The organism is Algoriphagus pacificus, from assembly GCF_017254845.1.
GTDB lineage: Bacteria > Bacteroidota > Bacteroidia > Cytophagales > Cyclobacteriaceae > Algoriphagus > Algoriphagus pacificus.
Genome location: NZ_JAFKCU010000001.1, coordinates 903319 through 918094 on the forward strand (window position 1 = coordinate 903319; position 14776 = coordinate 918094).

At 41.1% G+C, this 14776-nt stretch carries 12 protein-coding genes; 4 read left to right on the plus strand and 8 right to left on the minus strand.

Annotation, left to right across the window (positions count from 1 at the left end; translation table 11 throughout):
* Nucleotides 1-16 precede the first annotated feature (16 nt).
* Complete coding sequence (locus J0A69_RS03855; protein ID WP_206585188.1) at nucleotides 17-1870, plus strand: glycoside hydrolase family 2 protein; 1854 nt, start codon at nucleotides 17-19, stop codon at nucleotides 1868-1870.
* 43 nt (nucleotides 1871-1913) lie between these two features.
* Nucleotides 1914-3035: an aldose epimerase family protein gene (locus J0A69_RS03860; RefSeq protein ID WP_206585189.1), complete on the plus strand. Its 1122-nt coding sequence runs from the start codon at nucleotides 1914-1916 to the stop codon at nucleotides 3033-3035.
* Between the two features lie 8 nt (nucleotides 3036-3043).
* Here J0A69_RS03860 and J0A69_RS03865 read toward each other — a convergent pair whose 3' ends face one another.
* From J0A69_RS03865 to J0A69_RS03885, 5 genes are all read right to left on the minus strand, one after another.
* Nucleotides 3044-3700, minus strand: coding sequence for a transmembrane-type terpene cyclase (locus tag J0A69_RS03865; RefSeq protein WP_206585190.1), 657 nt, complete (start codon nucleotides 3698-3700; stop codon nucleotides 3044-3046).
* Between the two features lie 506 nt (nucleotides 3701-4206).
* Nucleotides 4207-5289: a serine hydrolase domain-containing protein gene (locus J0A69_RS03870; RefSeq protein WP_206585191.1), complete on the minus strand. Its 1083-nt coding sequence runs from the start codon at nucleotides 5287-5289 to the stop codon at nucleotides 4207-4209.
* A gap of 9 nt (nucleotides 5290-5298) precedes the next feature.
* Nucleotides 5299-6201 (minus strand): serine hydrolase, encoded by a 903-nt coding sequence (locus J0A69_RS03875; RefSeq protein ID WP_206585192.1) that lies wholly within the window; start codon nucleotides 6199-6201, stop codon nucleotides 5299-5301.
* A 192-nt stretch (nucleotides 6202-6393) separates the two neighbouring features.
* The gene (locus tag J0A69_RS03880; RefSeq protein ID WP_206585193.1) at nucleotides 6394-7314 is read right to left on the minus strand and encodes an alpha/beta hydrolase; all 921 of its coding nucleotides are present in this window, start codon (nucleotides 7312-7314) and stop codon (nucleotides 6394-6396) included.
* A gap of 152 nt (nucleotides 7315-7466) precedes the next feature.
* Nucleotides 7467-9044, minus strand: coding sequence for an amidohydrolase family protein (locus tag J0A69_RS03885; RefSeq protein WP_206585194.1), 1578 nt, complete (start codon nucleotides 9042-9044; stop codon nucleotides 7467-7469).
* A 22-nt stretch (nucleotides 9045-9066) separates the two neighbouring features.
* On the opposite strand from J0A69_RS03885, the gene J0A69_RS03890 reads away from it, so the two are divergent.
* Nucleotides 9067-9222, plus strand: coding sequence for a hypothetical protein (locus J0A69_RS03890; protein WP_206585195.1), 156 nt, complete (start codon nucleotides 9067-9069; stop codon nucleotides 9220-9222).
* A 27-nt stretch (nucleotides 9223-9249) separates the two neighbouring features.
* On the opposite strand, the gene J0A69_RS03895 is transcribed toward J0A69_RS03890, so the two are convergent.
* The 3 genes from J0A69_RS03895 to J0A69_RS03905 are packed head-to-tail and all read right to left on the minus strand — an operon-like array spanning nucleotide 9250 to nucleotide 13785.
* Complete coding sequence (locus tag J0A69_RS03895; protein ID WP_236032611.1) at nucleotides 9250-11736, minus strand: YbcC family protein; 2487 nt, start codon at nucleotides 11734-11736, stop codon at nucleotides 9250-9252.
* A 60-nt stretch (nucleotides 11737-11796) separates the two neighbouring features.
* Complete coding sequence (locus J0A69_RS03900; protein WP_206585196.1) at nucleotides 11797-13464, minus strand: proton-conducting transporter transmembrane domain-containing protein; 1668 nt, start codon at nucleotides 13462-13464, stop codon at nucleotides 11797-11799.
* Nucleotides 13465-13479: 15 nt separating this feature from the next.
* The gene (locus J0A69_RS03905; RefSeq protein ID WP_206585197.1) at nucleotides 13480-13785 is read right to left on the minus strand and encodes a hypothetical protein; all 306 of its coding nucleotides are present in this window, start codon (nucleotides 13783-13785) and stop codon (nucleotides 13480-13482) included.
* A gap of 92 nt (nucleotides 13786-13877) precedes the next feature.
* Here J0A69_RS03905 and J0A69_RS03910 point away from each other — a divergent pair, with 92 nt between their 5' ends.
* Nucleotides 13878-14771, plus strand: a complete 894-nt coding sequence (locus J0A69_RS03910; protein ID WP_206585198.1) for a LysR family transcriptional regulator — start codon at nucleotides 13878-13880, stop codon at nucleotides 14769-14771.
* Nucleotides 14772-14776 lie beyond the last annotated feature (5 nt).

A 14776-nucleotide genomic window follows, 5' to 3' on the forward strand; every position in this document is an offset into this window, starting at 1 on the left:
AAATAAACCTATTGTAATGAAGAAAACTTTGATTTGCGGAGCCCTTTTGGTCTTTGTCCAACAAATGAATCTGGTCCAAGCTCAGGATTGGAAACCTGTAGAGGGGAAAATTATGACTGAGTGGACTGAGAAAGTCACTCCGGAAAATGCACATCAAGAATATCCTAGACCACAAATGACCCGAGACAATTGGGTTAACCTAAATGGACTTTGGGACTACGCGATACAGGCGAAAGGAGCTGCAGCTCCATCAAATTTCGAAGGGGAAATTTTGGTGCCTTTTGCAGTCGAGTCTGCACTCTCAGGAGTGGGTAAAACCGTAGGAAAGGATCAGGAACTTTGGTACAACACAGAATTTGCAAGCCCAAAAAAATCAATTAAAGATCATGTGATTTTACATTTTGGCGCTTCCGATTGGGAGACTGAGGTTTTTGTCAATGGAGTTTCTGTTGGAATTCATCGTGGAGGATATGACCCTTTTGAATTTGATATCACATCAGCTTTGAAATCAGGAAAAAGCCAAGTTCTCCAAGTGAGAGTTTGGGATCCAAGTGATGATGGACCTCAGCCCCGAGGTAAACAAGTCAATAATCCGAGCGGTATCTGGTATACTCCAGTTACGGGGATTTGGCAGACAGTATGGATGGAAACAGTTCCTTCCAGTTACATTGCAGGGATCAGAAATGCTTCTGATTTAGAATCAAAGCAAATTCTAGTTACACCACAAGTGACTGCGGCACAAGCAGGCCAACAAGTGAAAGTTTCTGCTTGGAAAGATGGGAACATGCTTGCTGAGCAGACTATTGATCCAAATGGTACAGCGAAATTGACTATTGCGAATGCTGAATTTTGGGAACCTGGAAATCCAGTCCTTTATGATTTGAAAGTAGAATTGATCAGCGGAAAAAAGGTGCTAGATGAAGTAGGAAGCTATGCAGCAATCCGTGAAATCAAAATGGCTCCTGATGCTGAAGGTATTCAAAGAATGATGCTGAATGGTAAGTTTTTATTTCAATACGGTCCTTTAGACCAAGGCTGGTGGCCAGATGGCTTGTACACAGCTCCAAGTGAAGAAGCTTTGGTTTTTGATATTCAAAAGACTCAGGACATGGGCTTTAACATGATCCGAAAGCATGTCAAAGTCGAGCCAGCCAGATGGTACTATGCTTGCGATAAAATGGGAATGCTAGTATGGCAGGATATGCCTAGCGGTGACATGGGCAATGGCTGGGAAATGAAAGTTGGCGTTTTGGGTAGCCAAACTGATCGAGCTAGAACTCCCGAATCTGAGGCAATCTATCGTACGGAATGGAAAGAAATTATGGATGATTTTTACAGCTTTCCTTCAATAGTGGTTTGGGTTCCTTTCAATGAAGCTTGGGGTCAGTTTAAGACAAAAGAAATCACAGAATGGACCGAAAACCATGACCCTTCCCGATTAGTCAACAGTGCCAGCGGAGGTAATTTTGAAATGGAAGGCACTAAGATCACTGGAGATATCATTGACTTACATAATTACCCAGATGCGAAAATGCCGGATCCGGGAATTTTCGGTAAGGAAAATATCATCGTTTTGGGTGAATTTGGTGGTTTAGGACTTCCAGTTGACGGCCACGTATGGCAGCAGAAGGATAACTGGGGTTACCAAAGTTTCAAGAACGAAGAGGAATTGCTAAATCGCTATGCAGGTCTGATGAAACGATTGGAAGAGCTTATTTCTGATGGATTATCCGCTGCGGTTTATACTCAGACTACCGATGTGGAGGTTGAAACAAATGGGTTGATGACCTATGACAGAAAAGTAATAAAAATGAAGGCTGCCCAATTGAAGCCTTTACACGATAAATTGTATCAAGTTTCAGTAAAATAACTCCTCCTAGACCAGAAATGGATAGGGAAAAAGCCGCTATGCTATGAAAAAATTAACACAATTACTGACACTTAGTGCTGCGATTTTGATAGGCGCATGTGCACAAAAAAAATCAAATGAAATGCCCGTAGAAGCAACTGTAATGAAAGAAAGCCCTTATAAAATAATGACTTTGACTAACTCCAATGGAGTAAAAATGACAGTCACCGATCTTGGTGCCAGAGTGATGACTCTTCAGGTTCCCGACAAAGAAGGGAAGCTGGTAGATGTTGTTTTGGGCTTTGATACACCAGAGGAATACCTAACATCCCCAGAACCATTTTTTGGAACTGCGATTGGTCGCTATGGAAATAGAATTGCCAAAGGAAAATTCGACCTAAATGGGCAGACCTACTCCCTTCCAATCAATAATGGAGTAAATTCTCTGCATGGAGGACCTGGAGGGTTTCATAATGTTATCTGGAATGTCGAGGAAGCTGATGATTCTCACATTGTCTTTACTTATGTTTCCAAAGATGGTGAAGAAGGCTATCCTGGAACACTCCAGGTGAAAATGGTTTATTTTCTCACAGATGAGAATGAATTCAAAATCACTTACGAGGCCGAAACTGACAAAGCAACTCCAGTGAATTTGACGCATCATTCTTTCTTTAACTTAAATGGAGAGGGAACAACTGACGTATTGAACCATGAGTTGATGTTAAATGCCAGCAAATATACACCTGTTGACAGTACATTGATCCCTCTTGGAAGCGTTGATCCTGTCGCGGGAACTCCCTTTGATTTTACTTCTGTCAAAGCTATCGGTAAAGACATTGCAGTGGAAAATCAACAGTTAACCTTTGGAGGCGGATTTGACCATAACTGGGTCTTGGATAAGAAAGAAGAAGGAGGATTGGAAATGGCAGCAACAGTTTATTCTCCTACGACAGGGATTTCCATGGAAGTCTGGACTACAGAGCCTGCCATTCAGTTTTACTCAGGTAATTTCCTCGATGGAAATGCAAAGGGAAAAGGTGGAAAGCCTTACGAATTCAGAACAGCACTTTGTTTGGAAACACAACATTATCCGGACTCTCCTAATCAGCCGAACTTCCCTTCCACGATTTTGGAACCGGGAGAAAAATACGAGCAAACTTGTATTTACAAGTTTGGAACGAAGTAAAATTTAACTTAGGAAAGGGCGGAGACTTTGGTTTTCGCCTTTTTTTTGTCTTTCACCAACAGGTTGATATAAAAAAGGTCCACCACAAAAATGATAAGTCCCATGTAAAGGATATGATGGTTGATGCCACCAGCCGTTTTGGAACCGATCATTCCGATGAGTATTGTGGATGAGAAAGTGCCAAAGCATTTAGAAATTGCAATTAAAAGTGATTGTCCTTGGGATCCGCCTCTGCGATAAAACATCCGAATAAAGAGGAAGGACATGATAAAATTAATGGAGAAACCCACATACAAAGCACCTTTAACTATTCCCAACCACTGGTAAGTAAAGTGGTGAATAATGGAGCAAAGAATTATAAAAACAAAGGCCTGCCCATAGAATACTGGCGTACTGGCTTTCACTTCTTTTCTTCCGTATTTGAAATAGGTATAGAGGATCCCGATGTCTACCAAAACCCATAAAAAATTGACTATAGTGGAAACATGATAGCCAAAAACATGATAACCTTGGATGGTATAATGGATTTCCCAAGTGAAATTCAAAGCCAGGGTAATGAAGGGAATGGAGTAGGTTTTATCCTTGAAACCCAATCTTAAAGCATCCACGTACGCCACAATCCACCCTATTCCACACAAGGCTATAAACAAAGAACTAACAGTCATAAATCATTCATTGTAGTAGGCGCTTCAAAAACCTCTTGGCTTTATGAAAATTAGGATGTGGCGCTTTTAATTTAAAAACTTGGTTTACTCTTTCTGATTAAAATTTCCTCCTCACTTTGACCTCAAGCGGCATTTTCGTCTTCCGATTCGCCAAAGATAAAATCAATACAGCAATCACTATTCCTGTTTGGCAAAGAATCAGCTCGACAATTTCAGGACTTGCTTTATGGAAGCTTTGTTCTCTAATTCTACAACTTGGTAAAATCAAATCCCGATACCGCGCCTCAAAAATAGAAGAATCAGATCCAAATCGTAAAATTATTATTGCATTTAGCAGTTTAATTTTGGAAAAAGTCTCGGCGCTAACTCTTGCTTTAAGCTTGGATTAGTTCTTTTTTATACTGAAGATCAGTCTCTTATATGAAAAGGAAATGATGTTTATAGTGGAGAAAGGATTTTAATCATGCGTTTCTAGAGTCTTTGGAAAGCCAAGCCTTTAATGCGCTTTAAAATTGATCATATTCTTTCCAGTTTTTCATGATTTCTGGGTTGGAAAAAGTGTAGTCCAAGAGCCGATTCACAATACTAAGCCCATTTTGGCTATTCGTAAAGTAGACGAAGCCTTTTTTCTGTTGTGGTGAAATGATGAAAAATGCCCTGAAAATCCCATTGTCTCCCCAGTGCCAAATCAGCTCCTCGTTTTCAATGACATTAATTCCTACACCAAGTCCCCAAGCCAAACTTGAGTCGGATGAATCCATTAGGACTTGTTGTAGGATCATTTGCTCTTGAAGTGATTTTTTTAGACCTATTGGTTGTAAAAGCTCAATCAAGAATTTAGCATAATCTTCTGCTGTAGTATGCATGCTGTAGGCAGCATTTGGAGACTTTGGTTTGAATTTATTCCGAGCTTCTTTCTGGGGATTGTGACCGACCGCATAATTTTCTGTATCGGGGAAAATCAAAGAACTATTCGCTATTCCCAAAGGCTCAAAGAGCCATTTTTCAGCCAAACTATTCAAGTCAGTTCCTTCTATTTTTTCCATCACCTTTTGAAGAAAAACAAATCCTTCACCCGAATAACCGAAATGTGAACCAGGATCAAAATTGATTTTCATTTTGTCACTGCTTCGGTTTGCCCTCCAATTAGGAAACCCTGTGGTATGAGATAAAACCATTCTGGCGGTAATCAATTTATATCTCTCATCCCTCGCCACGTCTGGATATTCCATGTATTGGTAGAGGGGTTTGTCAAGATCCAATTTCCCAAGTTCAACCATCTTCATGGCGCAATAGGCTACAATCGGTTTGGTTAAAGAAGCCGCCTCAAATATGGTATTGACATCTATAGCTTCGCCAGTTTCCACATTTTTCACTCCTAAGGCCTCTGAATAGGAAAGTTTACCATTATCAATAAAGGCAATACTGATTCCCGGAATAGAAGCAGAATCAATTAGTTCTTTTAAAGGAAAAGCACCTTTTTCCATTGATTGGGATCTGGCAACGCCTGTAACCAATAAAAAAATGATCATTAAAAACCAAACGGAATATGATATTGGGTTTTGGAAAGCAGTGAAAAAGCGTTTCATAGGATTCATTTATTTTTCTTGCATATGCGCATAGATTGTCTTGGAAATTCCAGCTAGTTGTTCAGTTCCTTTTTCAAAGTCTTCTAGATTTTTAGATAGCAAAACCAAAACATAGGTCTTGCCATCAGGTAGATAGACAATCCCAGCGTCATGATGAACTCCCGTGATGGAGCCAGTTTTATGGGCTACTGATACCTCTTCGGGCAAATAAAAAGGGATGATTTCATTAAACTTTTGATCCTTTAGAATTCCTACCATTTCCTCGCAATCAGCTTCAGTCCCAGCTTTATTTTCTGCGATAGCCTGCATGATGATGAGCAGATCTTTTGCAGTAGTTGAGTTGCTTAGTCCCAGGTCATAAGCTTTTTGATCTTCCACACCTCGCAAAACTTCAATCTTTTCAGCGCCTAAACTACGCATGGTTGCAGTGACATTTTTAGCATCTACCAGTTCGATCAAAACATTTGTAGCCAGATTACTACTTACTGTGATCATACTGTAAATCAAATCTTTGATAGCTACTGTAGTTCCGATTTTACTGTAGATCACATCATCACTGTCATCCCCAATATCCATGCTGTAAGGACTTCCATCAACGATACTTTTAAACTCGTTGACTAAAAGCAGGCTGTCATCAAGATTTAGCTTTCCCTCTTCCTCTTGCTTATACAACTCAATCATCACCGGCACTTTCATCGTGCTTGCAGCATGAAACTCCTCATCAGCATTGATAAATAGGGTATCCGATGGATCTGAAAGATTAATAAATGCCACAGCCACATTGCCTTGGATGGAGTCCATTTGGGAAATGACGATTTCCCTAAAATCAATTTTCTGTTCTTCTTGTTTTTTGCAGGCTAGGATAGAGCTCAAGACAAGAAGGAAAGTGATTTTTTGTAGAGAAGAATTCATGATTTGATTTCTAGAAATGGATAGGAAGTCATTTGCCCATTCAGATGTAACAGGAAGTAAAAAGATAAGTGAAAATTCTGGTTTTGAAAACCAAAAGTCAAGCCTTCAAGGCCCCGAGCAAAAGATGGGAATAAAAAAATCCCCAGAAATTAACTGGGGATTTGAGATTTATAGGGATTGAATGATTTACTCTTATTCCGCTTTGGCCTCCGTAAATTTATTCACATCCAACCAGTGAATAAATGCATCGAACCATTTGTTGCTTGTACGATTTGGGTTTCCTAAACCGAAGCCATGACCACCATTTTGATACAAATGAAACTCAACAGGGATTCCGGCTTTGTACCAAGAATCAATCACTCCAAACTGTCCTCTGAAAAGGAAATCGTCTGATGCAATAACACAAAACATTGGCGGAGCGTCTTTAGGAACTTCTACCGGTCCCATACCGCCATAGATTGGACCAATAAAAGCCAATTTCATAGTTTTTGAATTCAAAGTAGAATGCATGGTCAAACCTGCCCCTGCTGAAAATCCAATCATCCCGATTCGGTCAGTATCAACTCCCCATTCCTCAGCACGATCCAAAATCATGGCATAAGCCGCTTCTGCATCTTCCAATTGATTGGAAAGATCCATAGGTGCAGGGCGTGGAGTAGCATCAGATGAAGCCGCAGGAGTAGCAGGGCGAGGACGATTCATCCAATCGCTAAAGTCATCCAGAGATTCTGGCGTGGGGTGAAGTCTGTATTTAAGTACAAAAGCAGCATAGCCTTGCTTTGCAAGAGCCTCAGCTACTTCCCATCCTTCATTTCCCATAGATAACCATCTGAAACCACCTCCTGGAGCGACAATTACAGCTGCGCCATTTGCTTTTCCAGGCTCTGGTAAAAATGGTGTTAAGGTAGCAGTGGAAATATTTCTGGCCATGGGATCTCCCCATTGACGAAACCAGGTTTCTGGTGCTGGCTGATCTTCAACTCCTCCGGTATTCAGAAGGATAGCTTTTGGCTCTGAAGGGTTTTCCAAAGGATAAATAGTGCCGTCTTGCGCTATAGCTGAGGCAGCAAAAACAAGTAGTCCCGAGAAGAGGACAATTTTTTTAATGTTCATAGGTTTGTTGGGTTTAGAGAACTTCCTGAAAGTTAGAAAATTAAAAATATAAGTTTCGCCTAAATAAAAAAATTCTCTTGGAGGCCTAGGGTCAAAATAAAACCCTCTGGAAAAGATCTTCAGAGGGTTTTTATAAGTTAGGACGAGCTTTTTTATTTTTCCTGATTTCGGACCATTGCTTTGATATCCTCCCGAAGTTGAACAGCATCGTAAACAATTCCATCTTTGATGGTGTATTTTACCCCGCCGACTCGCTCCATCTCTCCGGTCTCATCATTGAGTTTCAAGAAGCCTGTTCCATAAAGCACCTTGAGATTTTCTATTGGGTTTTCATCCACTATCACCAAATCCGCCAATAAACCTGGTCGAATTACTCCAAATTCAATCGGTTTTCCTTTTGGCTCAAAGATGGCCTGAGCTGCATGAAGTGTAGCTCCTCTTATAACTTCCAAGGGATGGAAGCCAGCCTCTTGAAGTAATTCCATTTCTTCAATCAACCCAAATCCCCAAAGATTATAGATGAAAGAGGCATCATCACTGACGGTTACGCGACCTCCCGCATTTTTGTAATCATTCAAGAAAGACATCCATACTCTGTAGAAATTTCGCCAAGCGGTTTCATCCCAAGACGTCCAGTTGTAAAAATAAGACCCATGGTTTTCACGGTTTGGTGTGTAAAAATCCCAAAGTGAAGGCAAAGTATATTCTTTATGCCATTCCGCATTTCGCTCTCGCATAAGATCTCTTCCTGCCAAATAAGCCGTCATGGTGGGATCAATAATAAAATCAAGCTCTAGGAATTCCTGAATCAGCGCGTTCCATTTCTCACTTCCCCTTGGATGGATTTTGTCCCATTGATAAGCTACTTGGCTAAAGCGATGCTGCTCATCATTGTAATTGAACTCAGCTGGCCAATGCTGAATGTCTTCATCTTTATACAATGCCTCAAACAATCCGTAATAATGAGTCATGTTGTCAAGGCCCATTCTCGCAGCATCCAAGGCATTGGTTTGCGCGACCATGGGTTGGGCAATATGTGCGACCGTTCCCATTCCATTTTCATGAGCTGCATCGATAGCTGCCTGAAGTACATCCGGATCATGGTTGAAAAATTTGATTCCATCTACTCCTTGGCTGGCAGCCCAAGTCACCCATTCTCTGGCTTTTTCTGGAGTATAAACAGCTCCTCCTTTCCAGTTTTCACCTTGTCCCAGGGTGTGAAAAGCAATGATTCTTGGAGCCACGATTTCGTTGGCTGCGGATCTTTTTTTCTCGCTTTGGGTCCAGGCTACATTTGCAGCTGGCACTCCTCTGATGGTTGTGACTCCATGTGCCAAATACAATTTATAGGGATATTCTGCATTTGGGGATTTTCTGGCCTCTCCTATGTGAGCATGTAGATTGATGAATCCAGGCATGATGTAAGATCCATGCGCATCGATTTCTTTGGTAGCACCTTGGGGTCGAGACTCATCGTCTATTGGGACATTGGGTACGCCAACTTGTCGAATCGCGACTATTCTATTTCCTTCAATGACAATATCAGCAGGTCCAGCAGGTGGCGCTCCCGAACCATCAATGACAATAGCTCCTCGGATAATTAAGCGTTCAAAAGGACCTTCTCCTTCATCTGCTCTTCTGTCTGGCGCAGGATTGAGTTTTACTTCTTGGGCAAAACCATAGGAGCTAGTCAAGAGGAGTCCAAGGCAAAAAGTAAGTAATTGTTTCATATGGCTGGGGTTTGGTTGTCCTATGAAAAACGTCAAAAACTCTTTGATTACCAAAGTATTGCAATTCAAAGATCAATTCTGGATGATTTTAAATCAATTGAAGTTTAAAACGCAAAAGAAAAAGGCTCCGATGAAGGAGCCTTTCGTGTATTTGGGAGCTGAATTATTCAGTTTCTAAATTCTGATTTTCAGCTAAAGCCACGTCTTATGCAGCATTTTGAGCTGTACTTTCCCAATTTAAATCGCCTGCATATCGGTTTGATATTTTTCCATTTTCATCCATGGCAAAGAGATAGATCCAGCCATTGTCACAAAGATTTTTGACAGATGGATTTCGCTCCAAGATGTTGTTCATGGCTTCCATCGGTGCATCTATAAAGACGTTTAATCGGTTCGGCTCATGCTGGTAATTTTCTCCATCATGGATTGCCTGAATCGGAAGTCCCACTCTCAGATCTCCTGAAAATCCCTCTAGAACTCCCAGCCCGGCTGTGACATTGTGTAAGGTTTTGTTTCCCGAACCGAAATTTTTGTTGTCCACTGTCGACCCAAAATATTGCAGGTTGATCCAACTGGTCACTACCATCGGCGCGGTCATTATGAGTTCCAGAACTTTAAATCCTTCATCTTTTTTCCAATCGTAGGAGTGGAGGAAGGATTTTCCTTCAAGATTCAAGTTTTTGGTTTTTTCCCGATTCGCAACTACAAAGGCTGAGCATCCTGCCAGACCCCATTCTGGTCTTGTTTCTGACCAATCCTTACTTTTAGCGAAAATCATCTTTTCAACACTAGTCTTCTTTTGATTCGCCATTCGAAGCGATCTTTCTGTTCTCGCGGCATGGCCAGCTCTTTTTAGAGAGTTTTTCAGCTCCTTCAGTTCCTGTGCTCTTGAAGCTGGAACCTCGTTTTCGTTGAAAATGCTCACCTCATCAGTCGTAGTATCATGTAGACAGGCAAGGAAAATTGTATTGATAGGGATGAAGATATTTTCCTGGAGAAGACCAGTTCTCACTTCTCGGTTATTTAGAACTGTTGCTGCTACTCTAGCATTTGCCTCTCCAGTATGTCCTCCACAAGCCCCGCAGTCATAGCCTGTAGCATGTGGGTTATTGACGGTGCTAGATCCATGGCCCACGATCAGGACAAATCTTCCAAAATCATCAGATAAAGACATAGCTTTCAGAGCATTTTTGGCCATTTGGATTTGTTGCTCCAGAGGAATTCCTGCAGTTTCATTTTGGTGTTCATGTGCCTCCAAATTGACCGTTTTGTTTTTTAACAAGTTGGTGGAAATTCCCACCTGATCAGGATGAGGAACCGGCCTGGTCCATCGGAAGGAGTCGGTAAAGATTTTTGGCAGGTATGAAAGTCCCATTGGGCTGACAAAGCTGAAGCAGGTGACAGCTCCTGATTTAAAGGACTTCCAGATTTTACTAAGCTGATGGGCAGAAACCCGCTCATTTATTGCCTGCTGGTTCTTTTCAGAATCTGGGATTTGCTCTAAAATTGTTGGTCCCGTTTTCAACAAAACCGGGCATTGAGCTTCGCCGATTTCATGTCCCAAGGGAACGTAATTGATAGGGAAAGCGAAGAATCCGGCAAAACCTAAGGTTTCTATTGAGTTGTCCACAAGTTCCAGGTTTCTTCGGAAGACCTCCGAGCGCACATCGATACAGAAAACTGCCTGAGCTTTGGCCTGCTCTTTTTGAGTCTTAGTTTCAACTTTGACTCTTTCAAATTTTTCTATCAGCTCACGTTGTGTTGCCAAATCGAAAGCTTCCTGTAGAATTAAATTATGTGCGAGTTGTTGATTTTCTTCTAGACCTTCTTGGTAGGATGCCCATTGCTTTTTTTCTTCTTCCCAAATTTTGAGAAGTTCTTGGTCTTGTAGGCTTTCCATCAAACAAGCTTCCCAGCAAATCAAGACCGCCAGAAGCTCTATCAATTGTCCATCTTTTCCTCCATAAAGCTCCTGATCCCAATCTAGTCTTGCGGTATGAGCTGCCCAACCGCCCTGTTTCAGCAGCAATCTATGGAGATAAAAGGAAGAGTTTTCAAGTTCTATCCCTAGCATGTCCAATGCTTTTTGAGTTGCCGAAATGGGGTTATTAGGAAGAGATTTAACAATTTTTCTAAAATCCTTGAGTCCGCTGAGTTCGGGCGTTCTATCGATTTCAGCTTCAATCTTCCAAGCTTTAAAAGGGCTTTCTTTTTGATCAGCAGCTATCCAGATTGCTTGTCCCTTATCAAAGTATGATGCAGCCCATTGTGAGATTCTGGCAGTAATAAAGCGATTCCAGTCCTTTTGAGTGACTTGAGTAGCCAAATCCCCAACCGTTGAAATCTGGATCATGGATCCTTCGGAATCTGAAATTTGTTCCAATGACTGGATAAATTCTCTATATCCAATCTTGCTATTCTTTTGGTTGAGTACTTTAAGAATGTCTTCTTTTTTCAACTTTCCTTCCTTTATTTTTTGAAGGTAGAACGAGGAAGGCATGGTCATGTGAATATCTCCTGTCGCAGCAAGTTCCTGTGCTACCCGATCAAATTTTTTCCCAGTAAAACCTAGGTAAGGATTGACCGCTACAAAATTCTCAAGAGGCCAGACCGGAGCGATTTTCTTACAAGCAGATCGCATGGTATTAACCAAGGATTTCTGTTCTTTTTCCATTTTTTCGATTGTATTCATGCTTGATGTTTTAGAAGGGATCATTCGATGACTTTTGATAGGTTGAATAGTTTTAGACAATTAGGATACTTCAGCAAAGGATTTTTCAAAGACCTTCTCCTGTTTGGATTCCTGTTTTAGAGGCTTTGTAACATAGATTGGCTGAGACTTTGGTTTGTGTGTGTATAAGGATCTGACAATTCTATCAAAGAGAGTATTTATGTATAGTCCGTTTCTCAAGTGGATGGCCAGTGCCAAATAGGCTGGACTAGAGGAAAGTTTAGGTGCCAAAATCTGGATCAAGACCACCCCTCCAAAGGCTACCAAAACCATCCCGATTAGAACGGTTTCTAAAAGAGTTGGCTGGATGAGTTCCGGAATCTGAGAAGAAAGAAGGAAATGTGCTCCTGATTCCAGCGAGAAGAATGAGAGGGTGACTAGAACTGATAAACCCGTTGCTTTCAAGATCAATTGCTTTCCTCCATCAGAATCAATTGCAGAGGAAAATAATCTGGAAAGTCCGAGGATGATCACTCCGCCAATTCCTAATAAGGCTAGTTCTTTTTGGGGGTCAATACCCCAAATCATCGCTACCGCTGTGTATAGTCCTAAGGCAAGTAAGATCCCGAGAAGAATTCTAAAAGGGCTTCCTATACGTTTAGCGTCTTTGACTTTCGAAGCCCTGATTACTTCGATTACACTTCCAGAGGAAAGAAAGGAATGTGCTTTATAAAAAGAATGTGCGACTAGGTGAAGCATAGCTGCAGGATAAACTCCCATTCCACAGGTCAGCAAGCTAAATCCCATATGAGCCACGCTCGAATACCCCAAGGCAGTTTTGATTGAAGTCTGGGTAAGGAAGGCAACTGATGCGAATAGGGCAGTAAAGCCTCCGATCACTAGTAAAATCAAGGGAGCATAGCTACTTGCATCCATTACAAAGGCCATGCGGATAATCAGAAATGGACCCGCATTGAGCAAACCCGCATGCAAAAGTGCTGAAACCGGTGTTGGTGTTTCCATAACTTCAATCAACCAACCATGAGTTGGGAATTGGGCGGATTTTAAAATTGCTGCCAATGCCAAGAGTATCGCAACTGACTCGATACCTGGCATGGAGATGCCAGAGGCAAGGTTTGCTTGGATGCTTTGAAAGATTACTTCTAGGTTGCCAGTCTCAAATTGAAAGTAGAGTAGGATACAGGCAGCTAATAAGCTGACATCTCCAAGTCTTGCCACAATGAATTTTTTACGGGCTGCGATGATTGCTCCAGGTCTATCCTTGTAAAATACCAGTAGTCTATGAAGGGACATGCTTGTCAAAACCCAAGAGATAAACAGAATTCCCAAATGACCGGATAAAACCAGCAGCTGAACCGAGGCAATGGCAGAAGCCAATCTTCCGATGAATACGCCTTGTCGAGCATCCCCGTCTAAGTAATTCAAGCTAAATCTGATTACAATGAATCCTAGCAAAGCAATCATGTTCAGCATTAAAATACTCAGCACATCCAGTCTGATGACGAATCCCCATGCTGCCAAGCCTTCCATTGGAGTTTCCAATAAAGAATATTTGGCCACAAAAAAACCGCTAATAGCGGCGATTGAAATACTTAGAATAGAAGCGACAGTCGCCAGTTTTTTCAGAAAGATTGGTCGGATCCCCGGTTGGAACCAAGAAACGATAACAGTCAAAATAAAGACTACCGGGGAAATCAAGGTTATAAAAGAAAGTAAGTTATGATTCATAGCTATTCCTTTCGATTAAATAAGTTCTAACGAAATACTTGAAGAGACTTTCAGTTTCTTGCCCTGTTCTTTCGCTTGTTGGATTACTGCATTTAGCGAGGCTTTACAGGCTTTTAGTTCTTGGATCCTTACAACTGAATGTTGATCCACTTCACCAAATCTGATTTGACTACTGAAATTTCTACGTTCGTGGAAATTGATCTTTTTGGAGATCATGTGATTGATGATTTCTGAGGCATTATCTGGAGTAAATTCTCCATGAATAAGGCTTTCTTCACTGATTGATGTGAGTTCCTTTTCTGTCAATTCTGATTGTATCATGCTTCAATTATTTTTTGTTTACGCCACAAAGTTTGGGAATCTTGTTTATAAATTTTTATTTATATTTATTATGATATACATAAACAAATGTTATGAATTACACGATTCATCAATTGCAGATCTTTCTCAAAGTGGTTCAGACAAAAAGTATCACGAAGGCCTCAGAGGAACTTTTTATGACCCAGCCAGCAGTTTCTATCCAGCTAAAAAATCTTCAGGATCAGTTTGAAATCCCATTGACAGAAGTCATTGGTCGTCAATTGTACATTACTGATTTTGGGAGGGAAATCGCGGAAGTTGCCGAGCGGGTAATTCAGGAATTGGATAATATCACTTATAAAACGCAAGCCTATCAAGGGATTTTGACCGGGAAATTGAGTATTTCCTCAGCTTCCACAGGAAAGTACGTAATCCCCTATTTTTTATCAGGCTTTATGGAAAAGCACACAGGTATTGACCTGATTTTGGATGTGACAAATAAAACCCGGGTTATCGAGAGTCTAAAGAATAATGAGATTGATTTTGCGATGGTTTCGGTTGTGCCTGATAAGCTTCCTGTGGAAGAAGAAGTCTTGATTGAAAACAAGCTTTATTTGGTGGGAAACCAGGATTTGAGAGATGAAAAAAAGCCATTGATTTACCGAGAGGAAGGTTCTGCCACCCGAATGGCAATGGAAAAATACTTTGAAGAGCATCAAGGGAAAAAGAGAAAGCGAATGGAATTGACATCCAATGAGGCAGTAAAACAAGCAGTTATTGCAGGATTGGGCTATTCCATCATGCCGATGATAGGGATCCATAATGAATTGGTCTCAAACCAATTATTTGTCCTTGATTCACCGGATTTACCCATCAAAACTGAATGGCGCTTGATCTGGCTCAAAGGCAAAAAACTCTCCCCGATCAGTCAGGCATTCCTTGAATTTATTCGGACCGAAAAGCAGAAGATTCTAAATGATAATTTCAGTTGGTATTTAGATCAGTGAATTTT

Coding starts and splice junctions, on each gene's coding strand:
- J0A69_RS03855 (WP_206585188.1), top strand. CDS start 17: ATGAAGAAAACTTTGATTTGCGGAGCCCTTTTGGTCTTTGTCCAACAA.
- J0A69_RS03860 (WP_206585189.1), top strand. CDS start 1,914: ATGAAAAAATTAACACAATTACTGACACTTAGTGCTGCGATTTTGATA.
- J0A69_RS03865 (WP_206585190.1), bottom strand. CDS start 3,700: ATGACTGTTAGTTCTTTGTTTATAGCCTTGTGTGGAATAGGGTGGATT.
- J0A69_RS03870 (WP_206585191.1), bottom strand. CDS start 5,289: ATGAAACGCTTTTTCACTGCTTTCCAAAACCCAATATCATATTCCGTT.
- J0A69_RS03875 (WP_206585192.1), bottom strand. CDS start 6,201: ATGAATTCTTCTCTACAAAAAATCACTTTCCTTCTTGTCTTGAGCTCT.
- J0A69_RS03880 (WP_206585193.1), bottom strand. CDS start 7,314: ATGAACATTAAAAAAATTGTCCTCTTCTCGGGACTACTTGTTTTTGCT.
- J0A69_RS03885 (WP_206585194.1), bottom strand. CDS start 9,044: ATGAAACAATTACTTACTTTTTGCCTTGGACTCCTCTTGACTAGCTCC.
- J0A69_RS03890 (WP_206585195.1), top strand. CDS start 9,067: ATGAAAAACGTCAAAAACTCTTTGATTACCAAAGTATTGCAATTCAAA.
- J0A69_RS03895 (WP_236032611.1), bottom strand. CDS start 11,736: ATGAATACAATCGAAAAAATGGAAAAAGAACAGAAATCCTTGGTTAAT.
- J0A69_RS03900 (WP_206585196.1), bottom strand. CDS start 13,464: ATGAATCATAACTTACTTTCTTTTATAACCTTGATTTCCCCGGTAGTC.
- J0A69_RS03905 (WP_206585197.1), bottom strand. CDS start 13,785: ATGATACAATCAGAATTGACAGAAAAGGAACTCACATCAATCAGTGAA.
- J0A69_RS03910 (WP_206585198.1), top strand. CDS start 13,878: ATGAATTACACGATTCATCAATTGCAGATCTTTCTCAAAGTGGTTCAG.